The organism is Corynebacterium sp. UD i78, assembly GCF_056280545.1.
In genome coordinates this window covers 2,183,353-2,202,802 of record NZ_JBWCED010000001.1, presented here as the reverse complement: position 1 = coordinate 2,202,802, position 19,450 = coordinate 2,183,353, and the positions used below count along the sequence as shown (strand labels likewise).

General features: G+C 68.1%; 13 protein-coding genes and 1 pseudogene. 3 read left to right on the top strand and 11 right to left on the bottom strand.

Features of this window, described 5'->3' with window-relative positions; all coding sequences use genetic code 11:
• Nucleotides 1-56: 56 nt before the first annotated feature.
• The 4 genes and pseudogenes from ACZ9GM_RS10355 to ACZ9GM_RS10340 form a co-directional block, all read right to left on the bottom strand.
• Nucleotides 57-959 carry a dihydrodipicolinate synthase family protein gene (locus ACZ9GM_RS10355; protein WP_476037786.1) on the bottom strand — a complete coding sequence of 301 codons (903 nt, stop codon included), beginning with the start codon at nt 957-959 and terminating at the stop codon, nt 57-59.
• A gap of 10 nt (nt 960-969) precedes the next feature.
• Nucleotides 970-2,448 (bottom strand): annotated as a pseudogene (locus tag ACZ9GM_RS10350) (protoporphyrinogen/coproporphyrinogen oxidase).
• Nucleotides 2,449-2,691: 243 nt separating this feature from the next.
• Complete coding sequence (locus ACZ9GM_RS10345; protein ID WP_291474681.1) at nt 2,692-3,366, bottom strand: GntR family transcriptional regulator; 675 nt, start codon at nt 3,364-3,366, stop codon at nt 2,692-2,694.
• Nucleotides 3,367-3,385: 19 nt separating this feature from the next.
• Nucleotides 3,386-4,948, bottom strand: coding sequence for an alanine/glycine:cation symporter family protein (locus ACZ9GM_RS10340; protein ID WP_291474683.1), 1,563 nt, complete (start codon nt 4,946-4,948; stop codon nt 3,386-3,388).
• A 285-nt stretch (nt 4,949-5,233) separates the two neighbouring features.
• Between ACZ9GM_RS10340 and ACZ9GM_RS10335 the strand changes: the two genes are divergently transcribed.
• Complete coding sequence (locus ACZ9GM_RS10335; protein WP_291474685.1) at nt 5,234-6,190, top strand: Ldh family oxidoreductase; 957 nt, start codon at nt 5,234-5,236, stop codon at nt 6,188-6,190.
• Between the two features lie 15 nt (nt 6,191-6,205).
• Here ACZ9GM_RS10335 and ACZ9GM_RS10330 read toward each other — a convergent pair whose 3' ends face one another.
• The 4 genes from ACZ9GM_RS10330 to leuA form a co-directional block, all read right to left on the bottom strand.
• Complete coding sequence (locus ACZ9GM_RS10330; protein WP_476037785.1) at nt 6,206-7,006, bottom strand: type 1 glutamine amidotransferase; 801 nt, start codon at nt 7,004-7,006, stop codon at nt 6,206-6,208.
• Nucleotides 6,999-8,285, bottom strand: coding sequence for a Mur ligase family protein (locus ACZ9GM_RS10325; RefSeq protein ID WP_291474688.1), 1,287 nt, complete (start codon nt 8,283-8,285; stop codon nt 6,999-7,001). Before ACZ9GM_RS10325 ends, ACZ9GM_RS10330 begins: the two co-directional genes overlap by 8 nt.
• A 13-nt stretch (nt 8,286-8,298) precedes the next feature.
• Complete coding sequence (locus ACZ9GM_RS10320; RefSeq protein WP_476037784.1) at nt 8,299-10,239, bottom strand: DNA polymerase III subunit epsilon; 1,941 nt, start codon at nt 10,237-10,239, stop codon at nt 8,299-8,301.
• A 330-nt stretch (nt 10,240-10,569) separates the two neighbouring features.
• Nucleotides 10,570-12,417, bottom strand: coding sequence for a 2-isopropylmalate synthase (gene leuA, locus ACZ9GM_RS10315; protein ID WP_476037783.1), 1,848 nt, complete (start codon nt 12,415-12,417; stop codon nt 10,570-10,572).
• Nucleotides 12,418-12,689: 272 nt separating this feature from the next.
• On the opposite strand from leuA, the gene ACZ9GM_RS10310 reads away from it, so the two are divergent.
• A complete protein-coding gene (locus ACZ9GM_RS10310) occupies nt 12,690-14,015 on the top strand; it encodes a hypothetical protein (RefSeq protein WP_476037782.1) in 1,326 nt (441 codons plus the stop codon).
• 6 nt (nt 14,016-14,021) lie between these two features.
• Here ACZ9GM_RS10310 and ACZ9GM_RS10305 read toward each other — a convergent pair whose 3' ends face one another.
• The 3 genes from ACZ9GM_RS10305 to fepB (ACZ9GM_RS10295) form a co-directional block, all read right to left on the bottom strand.
• A complete protein-coding gene (locus ACZ9GM_RS10305; protein ID WP_476038344.1) occupies nt 14,022-14,876 on the bottom strand; it encodes a DMT family transporter in 855 nt (284 codons plus the stop codon).
• 61 nt (nt 14,877-14,937) lie between these two features.
• The gene (gene fepB, locus ACZ9GM_RS10300; RefSeq protein WP_476037781.1) at nt 14,938-16,038 is read right to left on the bottom strand and encodes a Fe2+-enterobactin ABC transporter substrate-binding protein; all 1,101 of its coding nucleotides are present in this window, start codon (nt 16,036-16,038) and stop codon (nt 14,938-14,940) included.
• A 157-nt stretch (nt 16,039-16,195) separates the two neighbouring features.
• A complete protein-coding gene (fepB, locus tag ACZ9GM_RS10295) occupies nt 16,196-17,323 on the bottom strand; it encodes a Fe2+-enterobactin ABC transporter substrate-binding protein (RefSeq protein ID WP_476037780.1) in 1,128 nt (375 codons plus the stop codon).
• Between the two features lie 121 nt (nt 17,324-17,444).
• On the opposite strand from fepB (ACZ9GM_RS10295), the gene ACZ9GM_RS10290 reads away from it, so the two are divergent.
• On the top strand, nt 17,445-19,409 hold the full coding sequence (locus tag ACZ9GM_RS10290) for a siderophore-interacting protein (protein WP_476037779.1): 1,965 nt from the start codon (nt 17,445-17,447) through the stop codon (nt 19,407-19,409).
• Nucleotides 19,410-19,450 lie beyond the last annotated feature (41 nt).

The window sequence follows — 19,450 nt, the reverse complement described above, 5'->3', positions numbered from 1 at the left end:
TCTCGGGTGGTGATCGGTCAGGCAGTGGCGTCAGGCGGTGGCGTCAGGCGGTGGCGTCAGGCGGTGGCGAGTCGGGCGACGGCCGCACCGATGGCGGCGTCCGCCTCGGCGGAGACGTCGGCCATGGGGCGACGCGGGACGCCCACCGGAAGGCCCCGGTGGCGCAGCCCGGACTTCACCGCGGAGATGAAGGAGTCCTGGGTGATCATCGTGTCGATCACCGGGTAGACCTTATTCCAGCCTGCCAGGGCCTCGGCGAGCTTCCCGGCATCGATGAGGCGGACGACCTCGACGATCTCGGTCGGCACCACGTTGGCCGCCCCCGCCATCACACCGGCTGCGCCTTCGACCATGGCGCTGTAGATGTAGGAGTCCCAGCCGATGAAGGTGCCCAGCCGGTGACCGTGGTGGTGGATGAGCTGGAGCGCCTGCTCCCAGTCGGCGGAGGAGTCCTTGATGTAGCGGATGTTCTCGAACTCGTCTGCCAGGGCAGCGGCGTCGTCGGCGGCGAGGTTCACGCCGGTGGCGCCGGGGATGTTGTAGAGCATGACCGGCAGCTCGACGTTGGAGGCCACCTCGCGGATGTAGTCGAGGGTCTCGGTGAGGGTCAGCGGCTCGTAGTAGGGCGTGACCAGCATGAGCACGTCGGCACCGGACCTCTCCGCGGCCTTCGAGAAACGGATGGCCTGTCTGGTGGTTGTCGCACCGGTCTGGGCGATGACCGGGACGCGACCCCCGGTGTGTCCGGCGACGGTGTCGACGAGCTGCTCACGCTCGGCGTCGGTCATCATCGCGAACTCGCCGGTGGAGCCGCCGGCGACGACGCCGTCGACACCGTTGTCGATCGACCGGTCGACGACCTTCTTGAGCAGGTCGACGTCGATGTTCTCGTCGGCGTCGAAGGGGGTGGACAGGGCGGTGAGGACGCCGCGCAGGTCGGCGGTGTTGTTCAGGGTCATGGTGTTCCTCCTAGGAAGCGACGGTGGGGGTGGACGTGCCCGCGGTGGATGCGAGGGCGGCGGTGTCGATGGTGGGCTGGACCCAGCCGTCCTCGCCGTGGGCGACACCGTCGGTGAGCCCGACGGCGGCGGTGTTGTCGTACTGGTGCTCGGTGGCGAGGATGCTCGCTGCGCGCTGGGCGGCGGTGAACGCCGAGGTGATGGCGGTCTCGGTGTAGAGGTTGCCGAGGTAGTCTCCGGCGAGGAAGACACGCTCCTCCGGCGCCATGAGCTCGCCCTGGATCTTCGCCCGACCGGGGAAGCAGTACGGGGCTCCGAGCGGCCACCGCTGGATGTGGGTCTCGGTGACGATGTCGGAGAAGCCCGGCAGGACCTCGTTGAGGTCGCGGTGGTACATCTCGGTGATCTCCTCGTCGCTCAGTGGCAGCAGGCGGTCTGCGAGGCTGGCGGGGGAGAAGACCATGACCGAACCACCGGGACGCCGCTCATCGGACAGGCCGTGGACGACATTGCCCTGGTTGAGCACGATGTTGAAGGAGCGCTTCGGGGTGGCGATGCCGTAGCAGTCGTCCCACGCCTGCGGGGTCTTTTCGTCGGTGAGGAAGGCGGCCGAGACTTAGGCCCCGTACTGCACCTTGGACAGGGCGTCCCGCAGGGAGGGACGCAGGTCCACACCGATGCGGTGGGTGACCGGGGCAGGCGTGGCCATGACCGCGGTGCGGGCCTTCACCGCGTGCTCCACTCCGTCGCGCAGGTAGCGGACGGTGACGTAGCCGTCGTGCTGGGTGAGTTCCTGCACGTCGGCCTCGGTGATGATGCGGTCGGCCTGGGCGGCGGCGAGATTGCCGGTGAGGGTGGAGGGACCGCCGGCGATGGATCGGTTGAGTCCCTGGCCGATGTTCCAGACCAGGCTGAAGTAGCCGATGCCGGCACCGGCGGAGATCTGGTGGGGGTCACCGGCGGAGCGGGTGACGGTCGGGGTGAACAGGGCCTCGGCCTCGGGGGAGATGTCGCCGAGGTAGTCGGCGAAGGTGCGGTCGTTCTCGAAGTCGTAGATGCGCTGCTGGCGCGTTTCGCCGGACTCACCGGGACGCCTGCGGACGACCGCGGCGTAGCGCAGGACGTCCTTGCTGACCTTGGCGCCCGAGGTGAACATCCCGATGCGGTCCCTGAACTTGAGGGGGACCTGCAGCGGGTAGGTCTGGGCGAGGCCTTTGTCGATGAACTTGCCGTTCATGTGCAGGGCGGCGAGGTTTCCGGGGACCTCGACGAAGCGGGTGCCGGACTCCCGGAGAAGCTCGTCGGTGGAGCTTCCGGGACCGGAGAAGACGTGGCCGCCCCAGTTGAGGAAGAAGTCCCCGCGCTTTTCGGAGCGGATGCGTCCGCCGGTGCGGGGGGACGCCTCGAGGATCACCGTGTCCCAGTTGCGCAGTCGCCAGGCAGCGGAGAGTCCGGCGAGTCCGCCGCCGATGATGACGGCATCCTTCATGTCCGTCGTTCCTGTCATGTCATCCACGGAAATCCTCCTTCGGGGAGTGTGGTCTGTGTGCGGTGTGCTGGACAGTGACCGGGGATTCCGTGGTGTTTCGCACTCACGGCAGCCGCTGTTGTACCCGCCACAGTAATTTGTGATCACAGATCACACAAGACTTGCGAATGAAAAGTTTCCTGACGGTGCGTGACCTGCGGGTTCAGTGAATCTGGGCGAGACGGTGGCCGAGCGGGAAGTGCGTCAGGCGTCGTCGGAGAGGCTGGCACGGATACGCGCCCGCGCGTCATCGAGAGAAGTCGAGGTCGTCTCGGCGGCGGCAGCAGAGTCCCCACGGCGGACCGCGTCGATGAGGTTGCGCTGGTGGACCAGCAGTTCAGGGGAGACGCCGTCGCTGATGGACCGGCGGGCGCCGGCGATCTTGTAGTGGCGGCAACGGACCCACAATGACAGGATGGATTCGGTGAGCACCGGGTTGTCCGCGGCGTCGTAGACCGTCATGAGGATCTCCTCGTCGAGATCCAGGTACCGCACGACATCCCCCTCGTCGAGCGCCTCCTCCATGGCGGCGAACAGCCGGTCGAGCTCCGCGATGTCCTTCTCCGAGGCTGCCACGGCACCCAGTCGTGCCGCCTCGGTCTCCAGCAGCCGCCGGACGTTGTAGATGTTGAGCAGCTCGGCGGGCGTGAACTCCTTGACCATCGCACCGCGGTAGGGCTTCGTCTCGACGAGTCCGATCTCCTCGAGACGCTTGATGGCTTCACGCACCGGCATCACGCTGATACCCAGTTTGTCCGCCAGGTCGCGGATCTGCAGCCGGTCCCCGGCCTCGTACTCGCCGTCGGTGATCGCGGACTGCAGCGCCTCGAAAGCCATGTCGCCCACACGGGTCGCGGTGTCGAGACGGGTCAGTGCCATGGGGCGAGTATACCGGGGCTCAGGATTCCGGAGAGTCATCCCCGTGCGGATGCGGGGGTTCAGCGTCCCCGGAAGGTGTGGATGTCGAGGTGGTGGCAGGTGCGTCAGGCGAGGCGTGGGACGCTGCCTGTTCCGCGTACTCGGGGTGCTTCTCGATGAACTCGTTCTCCCACCAGTCCGCGTCCCTGATCCCGAGCTTCTGTGGGAAGAACACCGGGTCGATCCCCGCCTTGCGCTGATCTTCGTAGTCCACGACGACTTTGCGGACCGTCTTGGTCAGGAGTACGACGGCGAACATGTTGAGCCAGGCGAGCAGCGCATAGCCGATGTCGCCGGCCGCCCAGATGGCATCAGCGCTGATGACCGAACCGATGAAGGCGATGGTCACCGCACCGAGCTTGATGAGTCCCTCGAAGATGCGGTTGTGCTGCTCGCCGAGCAGGAAGATGAGGTTCGTGGTAGCGACGTAGTAGAAGAAGACCTGTGAGGTGAAGGCGAACAGAAGGATGGCGACAGCAACGAAGATACTGCCGAAACCGCTGAAGGTTCCGTCGATGGCCTGCTGGACGTAGTTCGGGCCGGCGACGAGGTCCGGGGCACCGTCGACGAGCATCTGGCCGGAGTCCGGGTCCTTGACGCTGTAGGAGCCGGTGACCACGATCATCAGCGCGGTGGCGGTGCAGATGAGGAACAGGTCGATGTAGATGCTGAAGGCCTGGATGATGCCCTGCTTGCCCGGGTGGGTCGTGTGGGCCGCGGCGGCGGAGAAGGTGCCCTCACCGAAGCCGGTGGCGGAGGCGAACACCGCACGACGCACGCCCCAGGAGACCGCGAAGCCGACGAGTCCGCCGAAGAGCTGGTCGGTGCCCATGCCCGACATGACGATCACACGGATCGCCTCGGGAACCTCGGTGATGTTGGCGCAGATGATGATCCCGGCGATGAGCAGGTAGCCGATGGCCATGAAGGGGACGACGGACTGCGCGACGTTGACGATGCGCTTGGTCCCGCCGACCACGACGAACCCGAGGATTCCGGCGACGACGGTGCCGGTGACCCAGGACGGGATGCTGAACGCCTGGTCCATCGAGGACGCGATGTTGTTGGCCTGGATACCGGGGAAGACGAAACCGTAGCCGATCATCGCGGTGAAGGCGATGGTGGCGGCGAGTCCGGGGGCGCGCAGTCCGTACCGGATGTAGTAGGGCATGCCACCGCGGTCTTCACCGTGGATCCGGCGTTTGAAGGTCTGCGCGAGGACCGCCTCGGCGTAGGCGCAGGTTGATCCGAGAAGACCGGTGATGATCATCCAGAACAGTGCACCAGGGCCGCCCATGGCGATGGCGGTGGCGACGCCGGCGATACTGCCGACACCGACGCGGCTCGACATGGTGAGTGCGAGTGTCTGGAAGGAGGTGAGTCCTCCCTCGGTCGATTCGCCTTCCTTGAGCTGCCGGATCATGTCCGGAAGACGGCGGAACTGGACGCCGCGGGTGATGATCGTGAAGAAGGCGCCGACGGCGAGAGCGACGTAGGCGAGGGGATTCCAGATCCAGTCGCTGACGCGGGTGAGCATGTCCATGAGGTCTCCGTCCTGGAGGTGACACCCGCCGGGAAGGATGTGGTCATGTTTTCATCACTCAACAATCTGGTCAAGTGCCCTGTTGTCTCGCCAGCTCAGAGAATGTTCGGAAATCTGTCGTTGTGCCCGGAGTCACACATGGACTAGTTTTGTGATCACACATCACAGCGATCTGTGGTGTGCGATGTTGAATTCCCACCACCTTGACACCCGCCGTGGGAGTGACATCATCGATCACATCGCCTGCCAGACCACGTCCCGGCCATCCCGGGGAAAGGGGGCCTCATGGACCTGACCCCGGAGGAGCTGCACGGACTGTGTGCAGCCGCCGCTGTCCGGGCAGGTGCGGACGCCGCCACCGCTGATTCTCTGGCGGCGGCGACCGTCCGCACCGAACTCCGCGGACGCTCCGCTGTCGGAGCATCCCATCTCACCGACCATCTGGACGCGGTCCGCCGCGGTGCCGTCGACGGCACCGCGGCCCCGGTTGTCGAACGTCGGGGCGCGGTCGTCCGCGTCGACGCCTGCCGTGGCACCGTCCAGCGTGCCGCGGACGATGCCCTGCCCGATCTGCTCGATGCGGTGGCTGAGCACGGGGCGGGCATACTCGCCGTCTCGAATTCCTACACCTGCGGGGAACTCGGCGACTACACAGCCAGGCTCGCTGACCGGGGATACGTCGCACTGGCTGCGGCGAACGCCCCGGCCGCAGTAGCCCTGGGTGATGACGGTGCGCCGGTGATCGGGACGAACCCGGTGTCGCTTGCTGCCCCGGCAGGGGACCGGCCGTTCCTCATGGACCAGGCGGTCAGTCCGACTGCACTGGTCTCGGTGCAGGCGATGGCGGACGCCGGTGAGCCGTTGCCGGACGGTTGGGCGGTGGATGGCACCGGAACACCCACCCGGGACGTCACCGCTGCCCTGGCTGGTGCACTTCTTCCGGACGGTGGATACCGGACCGGTAACATCGGTCTGGCCGCCGAGGTCCTCGCCGGACTCGCCGGCGGGACCTGGTCACTGGACGCGCCCTCGTTCACTGACGGATCCGAGTGCCCCTCCACCGGGATGCTGCTCATCGCCATCGACCCGTCGGCGCTTGTCCCGGGCTTCCCGGAACGGCTGGGGGTCCACCTTTCCAGACTGGAACGTGACCATGGCGTCCACGTTCCCGGGCGGCGGCGCAGTGACGCAAGATCAGTCACCGTCGACGACGGGGTCGTCCGCACACTCGCCGAGGAGTGAGTACCGGGAAGTGGGCTACGCCTTCATCCGCTCAGCGCGCAGAGTGGCGACCTCACCGGTCAACTGCTCGGCGAAAGCCCCGGTCATCGGCGGCAAGTCGGCCAGCGCGACACCGGTCGCCTTGGCCAGCAGCAGGTCCGCGAGCTGAGGATTCCGGGCGAGCACCGGGCCGTGCATGTAGGTCGCGATGACCGACCCCTGCACCGCACCCTCGTGGTAGACCTCGACCTTCGCGGTCTCCGGGCTGAGACCGGCGGTCAGGGCGCCGTGGGCGTCCGTGTTGCCGGTGCCGTGGGTGACATGACCCAGCGGTCGGGCGTCCGGGCCGAGGATCGTCGCGCCCTGGTGGTTCGCGAACCCGGTGAGCGGCTCGGTGAGCTCTTCCATCCCCGGGGCACGCATGCCCTGCTTCGCCGGCACCGACTTCAACTCACCGATCATGCGGGTCTGCAGTGACGAGGTCGTCGCGTCGATCAGTCCCAGCCCGTCGACCATCCGGTCGGAGGCCCGGAAACTGTGGCCGAAGACCTGCAGTCCGGCACAGATCGCGAGGACGGGGCGTCCCGCATTGACGGCGCGGGTCATGCCGCCGTCGGCGATGAGATGCTCGGCGGCGAGGGTCTGGGCGACGTCTTCACCGCCACCGACGGTGTACACGTCGAGGCCCTCGGGCACGGCGTCCCCGAGCGTGATGCGGTGGATCCCGGCGTCGAAGCCGCGCATCCGCGCCCGCTGCCGCAGGACCAGGGCGTTGCCGTCGTCGCCGTAGGTACCGAGCACGTCCGGCAGGACCAGTCCGATAGTCAGCTCAGCCATTCTGCTGCTCCTTCTTCGCGGTGTTCTGCACGGCCTTCTTCAGGTCGCGGTTCAGGTCCCGGAAGGCGGTGTAGTTCGCCAGCACCTCGACCCGGCCGGGCGGGCAGGCGCGCAGGGCGTCCAGCATGTCCGGCACCGTGTCATGCTCCACCCCGGCGTATCCGAGCCGGACCGCCAGGTCGGCGGACCGCTCACCGGAGGAGACGACCTTCATCCCCTCGAAGTTCTCGAAGACCACATCCCACAGCCAGGACAGGTCCTGACCGTCGGCGACCTGGCCGTTGACCGAGATGACCAGGCCGTCGGCGGTGCGGTCCACCATCGACAGGGCCTCCTGCCAGCCGGCCGGGTTCTTCGCCAGCAGCAGGTGCACCTCGCGCCCCTCGAAGCTCACCGTCGCATAGCGTCCGGCGACATTGTCGACCCGCTCGGCAGCGGCGACGGCGTCCTGCTCGGGGACACCGAGGGCGACGGCGGCGGTGACGGCCTGCGCCGCATTGCCGCGGTTGGCGTCGCCCGGGAGGGTGAGGTTCAGATCCCGGTCGCCCTCAGGGGTGTGCAGGCCGGACGGGTCGACCGTCACGCTCGGGGTCGGACGCCGGAACTCTGAGCCGTCGGCCAGTGGCTTCACCGCGAACCAGTCGGGAGAGCCGTCGGCCTTCTCGGTGCGCACGATCGCACCACCGGTGCGCGGACAGCTGGTCGAGTCGCCGGTGAAACCGACCCCGGCGGAGACCCACACCACGTTCGGGCAGTCCCAGGCGACCGAGGTGACCTGCACATCGTCACAGTTCGCGATGACGGTGAGGTCGGGGTTCGCACTCACGTACTCGCGCAGGACGCGTTCGATCTTGTTGATCTCGCCGACGCGGTCGAGCTGGTCACGCGAGAGATTCAGCAGCACGAGCACATCGCAGTCGAGCTTCGTCGCGATGTGCGGCACGTGCAGTTCATCGACCTCGAGGACGAGACGCTGGGCATCACGGCCGGCGAGCAGTGCGGAGATGACACCGGCGTCCATGTTGTCGCCACCGTCGTTGGTGCATACGGTGCCGATGCCGCGGACGGCTTCGGCGAGCATCCGGGTGGTCGTCGACTTGCCGTTCGTGCCGGTGACGATCGCGCAGGGACGACCCTGCCCGAGCTGTTCCATCAGCTTCGGGTCGATGAAGTCGGCGACGAGACCGCCGATCATGCCGCCGTTGCCACGGCCGGCCTTGCGGGACGCCCAGGTCGCCAGGTCGGCGGCGCGGACGGCGAATGAGGTGCGCAGACCCATCAGATCACCTTATCTACTTGGACGGGTTGGACTGGTTGGACCGGTTGGACCGGTTGGATCGGCGGTTCGCCCCGGAACGACGCCGTCGCCGTGCCCCGGAACGGTTCGATCCCGACCCGGAGCTCCCGCCGGAACCCTGCTTCTTCTGGCCCTGCTTCTTCTGCTGCCCGCCGCCGGAATTCCCGGAGGACCGTCGTCGGTTACGGTTACGGTTCCGGTTCCCTGAGGAACCGTTGGATCCGGAGCCGGAGGACGCGGCGGAGTTCCCGGAACCGGAGGCAGGGCCGGTTCCACCGTCGTTGCCGCGGGCTTCGCCGTGCTGCTGCGGTTGGCGGATCGGGGTACGACGGTTCGACTGCGCAGACCCCTGACGGCCACCCTGGTTCCCACTCTGGCGTCCGCCCTGGCGGTTGCCCTGCTTCTTGCGCGGGCGACCCTGGCTGCCGCGCTGCGGTGCGGGAATGCGGGGTGTGGCGGGGCGCGTCTCCGGCTCACCGGTGGACGGTGTCCCGGGCTCCACGTCCTCGAGGGCGTCGAAGAACCCGGTGTCGGTGAACAGGGGGATGTTCTTGCGGTGCGCGTGCATCGCTTTACCACGCAGCTCATGGTTGGCGTTGCACACCACGAGGCTGGAGGTCCGGTTCAGCTTCTCGCTGTAGACCAGGCCGGCACGGAGGCCCGCGGAGATGATCTCGTCGGGATCTGTGGCGACATCGGGGCTGACCACGAACTCCATGCCCTCGGTGAGTCGACGGTCCTCACCGGGCGTACCGGGGTTGGCGTAGGGACGCGGGGTCGTGGTGGCGTCCACCCGGACGGTGGAACGTTGCAGACCGAACCGGTCGGCGGTGAGGTCGGCGGGCACCGCGGACTGGATGATGCCGCGACCGGCGTCCGCCAGGTCCTCCTGCACGAGGTGCAGCGGAAGGAGGATACGTGCATCGGCGAGGAGGAGTTCATCGGCGCCGGTGTCGGTGCGCGCGTCGGAGGCGACGGCCCCGAGGTCAGGGAGGGTGTCGGTGGCCAGTTCCAGGCCTTCGGTATCGCGGTAGTGTGCGGCGATACTGCGCAGCCGCGGGTCGATGACAGGCACCGACTGGCGGCGGGCGGTGGTCATCGTGTCGACGATGCGCTCGGGGACCGGCACGGCGATCTTGCGGGGACGCCGGGAGTTGCGTCGGCGGCCACGGTTGGCGCCCTGCGGGGCCGACCGGTTGGCGGCACGCTGGGCGCGACGGTACTCCTGGATAATGAAACCCCAGGTCAGTGTGGTTCCGTGGCAGATGACGGTACGGCCGTCGAGCAGGTTGAACAACAGCGGGGCGACGGTCGCGAACCCGGGGGCCTGGCCGAGGTCGGCCTCGGTGTAGCCGTGGAGGTGCCACGGGCCGGGGTCTTCGCCGGGGTTGATCTGCTGGACGACGCCGGTGAGCTCGGTCGTGCCGGCGTCGGTCGCTGAGCCGGTGCTGCCGGAGAGATCGCTGCCGTCGCTGCAGGCCGGGCGGTTGCCGGTGAAACTGACCGGGGTGCCCTCGGCGTCGTAGAGCACGGCGGCGACGGCGACCAGTCGCGAGGTCGTGGGGTGGATACCCGACGCCGCGACAGTCAGCGCGACGAAGGGGGCGGTCTCGGCGTCGGGGATCTCGCCGTGGAAGGTCTTGGGGACGCGCGTCGGACGGTTCTGCTGGTCCGCCCGTCCGTTGCCGACGTTGTTGCTCCGGTCGGACGCGGTGGTCTCGGTGGCGGCGTCGTCGGCGGCCTGCGCGGAGTTCTTGGTGCCCTGCGTCCGCTGGTTCTTCTGCGCGGTCTGCTGCACATCCTGCGAGGGGGGAGCGGCGCGGCGGTGGACCTGGCGGCGACGCCGACGCCGGGAGCGTCCGGCCGCAGAGGTTCCGGAACCCCCGGTGGTCCCGGAATTCCCGGCGCTGTCGTTGTCCGGGCCCGTGGAAGTCATGGAGCCATCATACTGTCCGGGTCCGGTACGGGGTGAAGCACCGCAGCATTCGGGTGAGGATCAGGGGCGAGGATCAGGGCCGTGCCACCCGTCACTGCGCCATCAGGTTGAATGTGGCGCCATCCGGCTGTGTCGATCCCGGCGGAAAACCGACACAACCGGATGGCGCTGGACCGTATCCGATGGCGCAGACAGGGAGGGCAGGGGCGACACGGCGACAGAGAGGCTCAGACCTGGCACACAAAAGGAAGGCACGGCCCCGGGTGGGGACGGTGCCTCCCTGAATGCTGCGTCGGTGCCACGCCACTACAGGACGCGGTGTGCTGCGACCTACACGCCGCCGGCCAGGACCGAGGCCTCGTTGGCGTAGGCGCGGTTGACCGCGGAAGTCATCGCCTTCAGGGAGGCGTAGGTGATGGAGCCGGCGATGCCGACACCCCACACCTTCTGGCCGTTGACCTCGGCCAGGACGTAGGCCGCGGCCTCGGCGTCGTCACCGGCGGTGCGGGCGTGCTGGGTGTACTCCTGCACCTCGAAGTCCACGCCGAGCGACTCCAGTGCCTGGGCGTAGGCGGCCAGCGGGCCGTTGCCGCGTCCCTGGATCGTCCTGTGCTCGCCGTTCCACTCGATCTCGGCGGTGACCTTGGTCTCCGAGCCCTCGGTCTGGGGGCCGTCGACAGTCACGGAAATCTGCTCCAGCGGGGAGACGCGGTCCAGGTACTCCCCGGAGAAGATGTCCCACATCGCCTTGGAGTTCACCTCGCCACCCTCGGAGTCGGTGACCGCCTGGACGACGGCGGAGAACTCGACCTGCATCGGGCGCGGCATGTCCAGACCGTGGTCGGTCTTCATGATGTACGCGACGCCGCCCTTGCCGGACTGCGAGTTCACGCGGATGACGGCCTCGTAGCTGCGGCCGATGTCCTTCGGGTCGATGGGCAGGTAAGGGACCTCCCAGATGATCTTGGCGAACTCTTCGTCGCTGATCTCGTTGGCGTGGGCACCCGGGTGCGCCTCGTCGGCCATGTAGTCCATGCCCTTGTTGATGGCGTCCTGGTGGGAACCGGAGAAGGCGGTGAAGACCAGGTCGCCGCCGTACGGCGCACGCTCGTGGACCTCCAGCTGGTTGCAGTACTCCACCGTGCGGCGGATCTCCTCGATGTCGGAGAAGTCGATCTGGGGGTCCACACCCTGGGTGAACATGTTCAGGCCCAGGGTGACCAGGTCGACGTTGCCGGTGCGCTCACCGTTGCCGAACAGGCAGCCCTCGATGCGGTCCGCGCCAGCCATGTAGCCCAGCTCGGCGGTGGCGACGCCGGTGCCGCGGTCGTTGTGCGGGTGCAGGGACAGCAGCACCGAGTCACGTCGGGAGATGTTGCGGTGCATCCACTCGATGGAGTCGGCGTAGACGTTCGGGGTGGTCATCTCGACCGTGGACGGCAGGTTGATGATCATGGGGTTGTCCGGGGTCGGGTCCATGATCTCGATGACCTCGTCACAGACCTCCTTGGCGTACTCGACCTCGGTGCCGGTGTAGGACTCCGGGGAGTACTCCCAGCGCCAGTTGGTGTCCGGGTAGTCGACCGCGATCTCCTTGATCAGGTGCGCGGCGTCCGTCGCCAGCTGCTTGATGGCGGCCTTGTCCTTACGGAAGACCACCTTGCGCTGCAGGATGGAGGTGGAGTTGTAGAAGTGCACGATGACGTTCTTCGCCCCCTCGCAGGCCTCGAAGGTCCGGCGGATCAGGTGCTCACGCGCCTGGACCAGGACCTGGATGGTGACGTCGTCGGGGATCATGTTCTTCTCGATGATCTCGCGGACGAAGTCGAAGTCCGTCTGGGAGGCCGAGGGGAATCCGACCTCGATCTCCTTGTAACCCATCTTGACCAGCAGCTCGAACATCCGGCGCTTGCGCTCCGGGCTCATCGGGTCGATCAGGGCCTGGTTACCGTCGCGCAGGTCGACGGCGCACCACTGCGGCGCCTTGTCGATGACCTTGTCCGGCCAGGTGCGGTCCGGCAGCTGGAAGCGCTCGACCTCGGTGAAGTGCGGCTGGTAGCGGTGGACCGGCATCTGGGACGGGCGCTGCTTGTTCCAGGCGGGCTGCCCGGCCGGGATCTCACCTGCGGGGGTGTCGATCCGGGCGGGGGCGGAGATGAAGGAATCGCTGGGGGTCATGGTGTGCTCCTGTTGCAGGTTCGACGCCGGTGGTGCGTCTCCGGTGGAAAAATACTCTCAACACCGACCGGCACGACTCAACTCCGCGACGGGGAGCCGGTCGGTTTATGCCCTGACCCCGCCGCGGCTAAGAAGGAGAAGCTGACCGCGGAACGTGTTCACGTCGGCAAGTGTAACCCACAGCCGCCGGGAAGTGTGACACGGCCCATAGTCCCCACCGCATCCGGGGGGAACGCCACCGCGGCGCCGCACCCCCGCTAACGTCGTGGGCGATGTCCACCCAGAGTCCACCGTCCGCGCAGCGGCACCGACGGTTCCCGGTCGAGCCGCTTGTCGCACTGGTCACCACCGTGCTGATGTACTCCGCCCTGCTGCTGGTGATGCAGATCAGGGGCTCCCGCCACGGCATGACCCTCACCGAGGTGATGATGCAGTGGGACTCCCGGTGGATGACGCTCATCTCCCGTCACGGCTACTCCGGCTTCGCCATGGGGGACGCCGGGACGCCCGGTGGCGACCCCATTGAATGGCAGTCCGTGGCGTTTTTCCCGGGCTACCCCTGGCTGGTGCAGGTCCTCGCTGCGCCGGTCCGCATCCTCACCGGTGCCGAGATCACCGTCGCCGCCGCTGCGGTCGTGTCCGTGGCGGCGTCCGTGGCCATGGTCTGGGGGTTGGGGCGGCTGGCCGTCGACCGTCTCTGGCCGCGGGTCGCCGGCGGTGACCCCGGGCGACCAGTCTCCCCGGCGACGGCGGCGGTCCTCACCCTGGCGGTCGGCGTCCTCGCCCTCGGCGCACCGATGTCGGTGGTGTACGTGATGCCGTACTCGGAGTCCCTGTACACGGCGCTCGCGGTGTGGGCCGTGACCATGCTGTTGCGACGCCGCTACCTCACGGCCGGCGTCCTCGTCCTCTTCGCCGGGCTGACGCGGATCACCGCCGTGGTACTGGTGCTGACGCTGGCGGTGGCTGCTGCGGTGGAGTTGTGGCGCTGGTGGCGGGAGAGGGAGGGCGCCGGGAGGGTCGTGCGGGCCTGCGCGGCACCGGTCATCGGCGTCCTCGGGATCGCCGGGTACATTCGCTGGGCGAACGGCCGTACCGCGGAGATCGGCGGCTACTTCGAGGCCCAGGAGCGGGGCTGGCACTCCGGCTTCGACGCCGGACAGGCCACATGGAACTGGATCACCTCGTCCTCCCTGGACCTCACCACGACCGTCGGTGAGGGCGGGACCACCGACGGCACCATGCCCGGCTACGCGATCTCCACCTGGTCGATGATCCTCGTCGCCGTGCTGTGTGTGGCGTCCCTGTGGCCGCTGCTGACCGGCCGGATGCCGTGGCAGTTGTGGCTGCCTGCGGTGGCAGTCGCCGGTATGACGCTGGGTTCCGACGGCATCATGCACTCGCGTCCCCGGCTGCTGCTGATCCCGGTGCTCTTCCTGCTGCTGCCGCTGGTGGTGTGGGCACTGGCCCGGTTGCGCGCGCTGTTGGTGGTCCGGCCGTGGCTGGCGGGGATCCCGGTGGTCGTCGGGGTGGCCTGGTGTGTGGTGGGCTTCTGGGTCTCCGCCGAGATGCTGGTCGACTTCGCCTACGCGATCTGAGCCGGCTCAGTCCACGCTCTTGCGCGACAGGACGACGGTACTGGCGACCATGACCCACAGGGCGGCGGCCATGGCGATCCAGCCGAGCCCGTGGACCTGGAACTTCTCCGCGAGCAGCGTGTAGCCCAGAATGAAGGCGACGATCGGCTCACCGATGGTCATCGCGGGCAGGGAGTTCTTCAGCGCCCCTGCGTTGAAACTGAGCTGCTGGACGCCGGTGCCGATCGCCGCGCACGCCAGCAGTCCGTAGCCTTCCCAGGAGGTGATCAGACCGTGGATCCCGTCGGCGGTGAAGATCGCGACGACGGCCTTCGACAGTACCGCGAGATAACCCATGATGATGCCGGTGACCAGGCCGAGCAGCAGGGCCCGCTGGTTGGCGGGGCGGTGGCCGGCGAACCAGCACATCGCCACGATGACCACCAGGCCGGCACCGAGGGCGATGATCCAGTCGTCCAGCTCGGGGATCGACCGGCCGGGCAGTGGCTTACCCCAGATCACGAGGACGCCGACCGCCACAGTCAGCAGTCCCGCCCAGAACATCTCGGATTTCGAGACGCGGCGTCCGTCGAACTTCGCTGACAGCGGCAGCGTGAACATCAGGGAGAGCACGAGGATCGGCTGGACGACCAGCAGGGTGCCGAATCCGAGGGCGACGATCTGCAGGCCGTAGCCGGCCAGGGCGCACAGAACTCCTCCCCACCACTTCGGCCGCATGACAGCGGCGAGCAGTGGGGAGCCGTGGGCGTCGTCGGGGTCGCCGGAGGTCTGCTCCGCGATCTGGTGTCTGAGGACCGTGCCCCAGGCGATGGTCAGTGCAGAGAGAAGGGCGAAGACGACAGCGAGGGCGTTGCTGTGCATCATCGTGGCATCAGGCTATCCGAGTTCACCTCCCGACGGTGAAACGGCCGGTGCCCGGGGACTACTTCGCGAAGTACTCCTCGATCTGGTCGAGGATCTCCATGGCGGAGAAGTAGTCGATGCGGAAGGCGGAGGCGCCGAGCTCGAAGACGCGGTCGTGTGTCACCGCGTAGGTGTTGGCGAGGGTCGGGATGGCCTTGAGCTTGTCGATGACCGGCTCGGTGCCGTCGACGTTGATGCCGAGCACGGTCTTGCCGACCAGTGCCTTGTCGGCATTCTCGCCGGTGACCTGGCGGACGTCGGTCCGGCCGGCGTAGTCACCGTCGGTGCGCGCGACGTCGTCACCGGGGACGGAGAGTTCCCAGCCCAGATCCTTGATGATCTGGCCCTGGGCGGACTCGGCGGTCATGAAGTTGAGGTTGCCTTCCTGGGCGGGCAGCACGACGTTGACGGGCTGCTCCGGCTCCTCGATGTTCTCCTTGACCTCGGCGACACGGTCCTCGTAGGACTGGATGGCGTCGGCGGCCTCGGACTCGTGACCGGTGATTTCGCCGACCTCGGTGGTCAGGTCGGTCCAGGTCTTGTCCGAGTAGTCGAGGACGACGACCGGCACGCCGATCTTCTTCAACTCGTCGATCTGCTCGGCGGCGGTGTCCGCGCCCTTGGCAGAGACGACAATGAGGTCGGGGTCCTGGGCGGCGACCTTCTGCAGGTCCGGCTCGAGCTTCCAGAGAGCCTCCACGCCCTGGTCGTCAGCCTCCTCGGCCCACTGGGTGAAGAAGCCCTTGTCGTCGGAGAGCTGGGAGCCCTGGGCGCCACCGGAGGCGACGACCGGGGCGTCCACGGCCAGCAGCGTACCGGTGAGAGTCACGGAGGTGGAGACGATCTTCTCCGGCTGAGCGGGGATCTCGACCTCCTCGGTGTCACCGGTAGGCTGGCCGTTTTCGATCACGAGGGAGTCGACGGTGCGGGGCCAGGTGCCCTGTTCTGCGTCATCGGAATCAGAGTCGGAGTCCGACCCGTCGGCGGAGGCGGAGGCCGAGGTTCCGGTGTCCGAATCATCGTCGTCGTCGGAGCAGGCGGCGACACCGAGGGTGAGGGCGGTGGCGGCGGCCACGGCAGCGACGGCGCGGGACCGGCGGAACAGTGCGCGTGAGGACATGGAAGATCCTTCTCTCGAAAAACTCTTGGGTCAGTGGTATCCGGGGTCCGGGCACCTACCACGACAGGGTAAACGAAACCTCGCCTCAGTTCACGCCGGTCAATTACGGGGGTGACGCAGCGGCGGTGCCCGTCACTTCACCCGTCACCTCATGATGTCACTTCACGAAGAGTTCGTCGATCCGGTTGAGCATCTTCATCGCCGAGTAGTAGTCCATCCGGAACAGCTCCGGCGGCATGGCGAACACCCGGTCATTCTGCACCGCGTAGGTGTCGGCCAGGATCGGCATGTTCTTCAGGTACTCCGCCGGGTCCTCGCCGATGCCGGAGTCCACGGCCAGCACCGTGTGTCCGGTGAAGGCCTTGTCCTGGTTCTCTGCGGTGACCTGTCTGACGTCGGTGCGTCCGGCGAAGGGGCCGTCGGTGCGCGCGACATCGTCGCCGGGCACGGTGAGCTCCCAGCCGAGGTCGGAGGCGACCCGGCCCTGCGGTGACTCGGCCGTCATGTAGTTGGCGTTTCCCGACTTGTCGGCACTCGGCAGCACGAGGCTGACCGGCTGCTCCGGGTCCTCGATATTCGCCTTCACCTCGGAGACGCGCTCGTTGTACTCGTCGATGCGGGCCGCGGCGTCCGCCTCCCGGCCGGTCATCTCGCCGATCTCGGTGGTGAGATCCTTCCAGTCCATGTTGACGTAGTCGAGGACCACGACCGGCACACCGATGGCCTGGATCTTCTCCAGGCCGGGGACGGCCGTGTCCTGGCCGTTGGCGGCGACGAGGATGAGGTCCGGATCGGCGGTGACGATCTTCTCCAGGTCCGGGCTGAGCTGCCAGAGGCTCTCCACACCCTTCTCCCGGGCCTCGTCGGCCCACTGGTTGAAGAAGCCCTCGTCGTTGTCCGCGGTTGAGCCGGTTGTCGCGCCACCGGTGGCGATCACCGGGGCGTCCACCGCCAGCAGGGAACCGGTGAGTCCCACGGCGGTCGAGACGATGCGCTGCGGCTGCTCGGGAATCTCCACCTCCTCGGTCGCGCAGGTGGAGATGTCCATCTGGTCGGTGCAGTCCAGGTGGTGGTTCTCCACGGCGAGCGAGGAGACGGTGCGCGGCCAGGAGCCGTCGCCGGAACCGCCGCCCGTGGTGTCCCCGTCGGAACTGTCGTCGGAGCAGGCGGCGAGGCCGGCGGTCAGGATGAGTGCGGCGGCGACGGCGGTGGTGGCACGGAAACTGTGGCGGCTGTGGTGACTGAGGCGGTGGTTGCGGTCGGGGCGTCGGAACGGGTGGGGCATGCGGGGTGTCCTCTGGAAGTGGGGCGTCGGGGAAGTGGCTACGGTAGCCGGGGAATGCAGTCCTGCTACCGGGCAAGCCAATGCTAGCCTTGCCCCGAACCGTTCCGTGGAAAGGACCCCCGTGCCCCGCATCAGTCGTGACACCGACATCTACCCGATCTCCCTGCGTGAACTGGAGGTGCTGAGGGTCGAGGACGTCACCCCGGCGATGCGCCGCGTCACCTTCGGTGGGGCCGGCCTGCTCGCCCACACCCGTGACGGTGAACCGGTGCCTGCTCTGGTCAGTGACGGTTTCGATGACGATGTCCGGCTGATCCTCCCCGATCCGGAGACCGGGGAGCGCCCGTACCCGAAGTCCCTCGGTGACGGTCGACTCGACTGGAACGAGCAGGTCAACGACCTGTTCCGGACCTACACCGTGCGTACCTGGTCACCGGACGCCGGGGAATACGGCGAGCTCGCCATCGACTTCGCCCGCCACGGCGCAGGTCTGGCTGAGGGCTGGTCCGCTGCGGCGTCCGCCGGTGACAAGGTCTTCGTCGCCGGACCGAAGAACTGCGGCGCCCACCCGTCGCACACCGACTGGCTGCTGCTCGTCGGTGACGAGACCGCCCTGCCCGCCATCGGACGCTGCCTCGAGGAATGCCCGGCCGACCATCCCGTCGTCGCCGTGGTGGAGGTCCCGACCCGCGCCGACATCCAGGACATCGACTGCGCCGCCGACCTCGACATGCACTGGGTCGTCCGCGACGAAGGCGGCGACTTCACCGAGGAACTGCTCACCCACGTCCGCGGCGGCGGGAAGCTCCCGGAGGGGACGCCGTTCCTCTGGGCCGCAGGTGAGGCCGGGCGGCTGAAGACGGTCCGCACCCTTGCCAAGAAGATGGGCGTGCCGCGTGAGCACGTCGAGATCGTCGGCTACTGGCGACGCAACAACGCCGTCGCCGAGGGAGCGACCGCCGGTACCGCCGGAACCTCCAGCATCTCCCCGCTCATGGAGCTCTACGAGATGGCCGAGATCGCCCCCGGTCTGGCCCTACGCACCGCAGCCGAACTCCGCCTCTTCGAGCTGGTCGACGCTGCGGTGGAGGCTGCCGGAGCATCCGGTGCGACCGGTGCGTCTACGACCGCAGCCATCCCGACTGTCGCTGACGTCGCGCCCGCCGTCGGAGTCGAGGGCGGCGTCCTCCTGCGGTTCCTGCGCTACCTCGAGTCGCTCAAGCTGATCACCCTCATCACCCCGGAGGATGACGGACTCTCCGGCGGGGACGCTGCCGCGCTCACCGGCGTGGGCCTGACCTCCCTCGGCCAGGAACTCTCCGACCCCGAAGGACCGGTCTCCCGGCTCACCGGCCCGGACGCCCTGCGTCCGCTGTCCTGGCTGCACCTCACCGAGGGGCTGCGCTCCGCCGCCCCCGTCCATGTCGGTTCCACCGGCTCCACCTGGGAGCAGCTGCGTGCCGCGGACCCGGGCATCGTCGAGAACCTGGCGGATGCCGAGGCCACCCGCGCCCAGTGGGTCGCCCCCGCCCTGGCCCAGGGATTCGGGCAGCTCTCCGCGCGGCTGACCGGGGGAGACGGCCTGAAGTCGGTCGCCGTGGCCGGCGCCGGGGAAGGCACCGGCGCCGCGGTCTACGCCGATGAGCTGCTGCGCCACCACGATGACCTGTACGTCGTCGTCCTCGACACGGGTGCCGGTACCGACCGGCTCATCGCCGAGGTCGACAAGGCGCGCCGGGACCGGGTGACTGTGGTGGCATGGGACCGGGAGACCACCCCGGACGTGCACGCGGGAGCGGTCCTCGTCGTCGACCCCTGTGCCCTCGTCGCTCCGGAGAAGGTGGCCGGGCTGCTGGCGTCCGCGGCCGGGATCGCCCCGCGGGTCGTCGTGGTCACCCGACTGCTCGCCGAGTCCGGTGACGAGGATCACGACTACGAGGAGGACCTCACCCGGCTGCTCCTCGAGGGCCGGTCGCTGCCCACCAGGCGGGACCTGTCCAGGGCGATTTCCACCGCCGGGCTGACCGGGGTCGCTGACCTGCCCGTCGGCTGGGGGACGCACGCCGTGGTGACGTTGAAGGTCTAGCCAGGGTCGGGCCAGGGTCTGGCGGTCCCCGTGCTTCCACA

Coding starts and splice junctions, on each gene's coding strand:
- leuA (WP_476037783.1), bottom strand. CDS start 12,417: ATGACCCCCAGCGATTCCTTCATCTCCGCCCCCGCCCGGATCGACACC.
- ACZ9GM_RS10335 (WP_291474685.1), top strand. CDS start 5,234: ATGGACCTGACCCCGGAGGAGCTGCACGGACTGTGTGCAGCCGCCGCT.
- ACZ9GM_RS10310 (WP_476037782.1), top strand. CDS start 12,690: ATGTCCACCCAGAGTCCACCGTCCGCGCAGCGGCACCGACGGTTCCCG.
- ACZ9GM_RS10325 (WP_291474688.1), bottom strand. CDS start 8,285: ATGGGTCTGCGCACCTCATTCGCCGTCCGCGCCGCCGACCTGGCGACC.
- ACZ9GM_RS10340 (WP_291474683.1), bottom strand. CDS start 4,948: ATGGACATGCTCACCCGCGTCAGCGACTGGATCTGGAATCCCCTCGCC.
- ACZ9GM_RS10355 (WP_476037786.1), bottom strand. CDS start 959: ATGACCCTGAACAACACCGCCGACCTGCGCGGCGTCCTCACCGCCCTG.
- fepB (WP_476037781.1), bottom strand. CDS start 16,038: ATGTCCTCACGCGCACTGTTCCGCCGGTCCCGCGCCGTCGCTGCCGTG.
- ACZ9GM_RS10320 (WP_476037784.1), bottom strand. CDS start 10,239: ATGACTTCCACGGGCCCGGACAACGACAGCGCCGGGAATTCCGGGACC.
- fepB (WP_476037780.1), bottom strand. CDS start 17,323: ATGCCCCACCCGTTCCGACGCCCCGACCGCAACCACCGCCTCAGTCAC.
- ACZ9GM_RS10305 (WP_476038344.1), bottom strand. CDS start 14,876: ATGCACAGCAACGCCCTCGCTGTCGTCTTCGCCCTTCTCTCTGCACTG.
- ACZ9GM_RS10330 (WP_476037785.1), bottom strand. CDS start 7,006: ATGGCTGAGCTGACTATCGGACTGGTCCTGCCGGACGTGCTCGGTACC.
- ACZ9GM_RS10345 (WP_291474681.1), bottom strand. CDS start 3,366: ATGGCACTGACCCGTCTCGACACCGCGACCCGTGTGGGCGACATGGCT.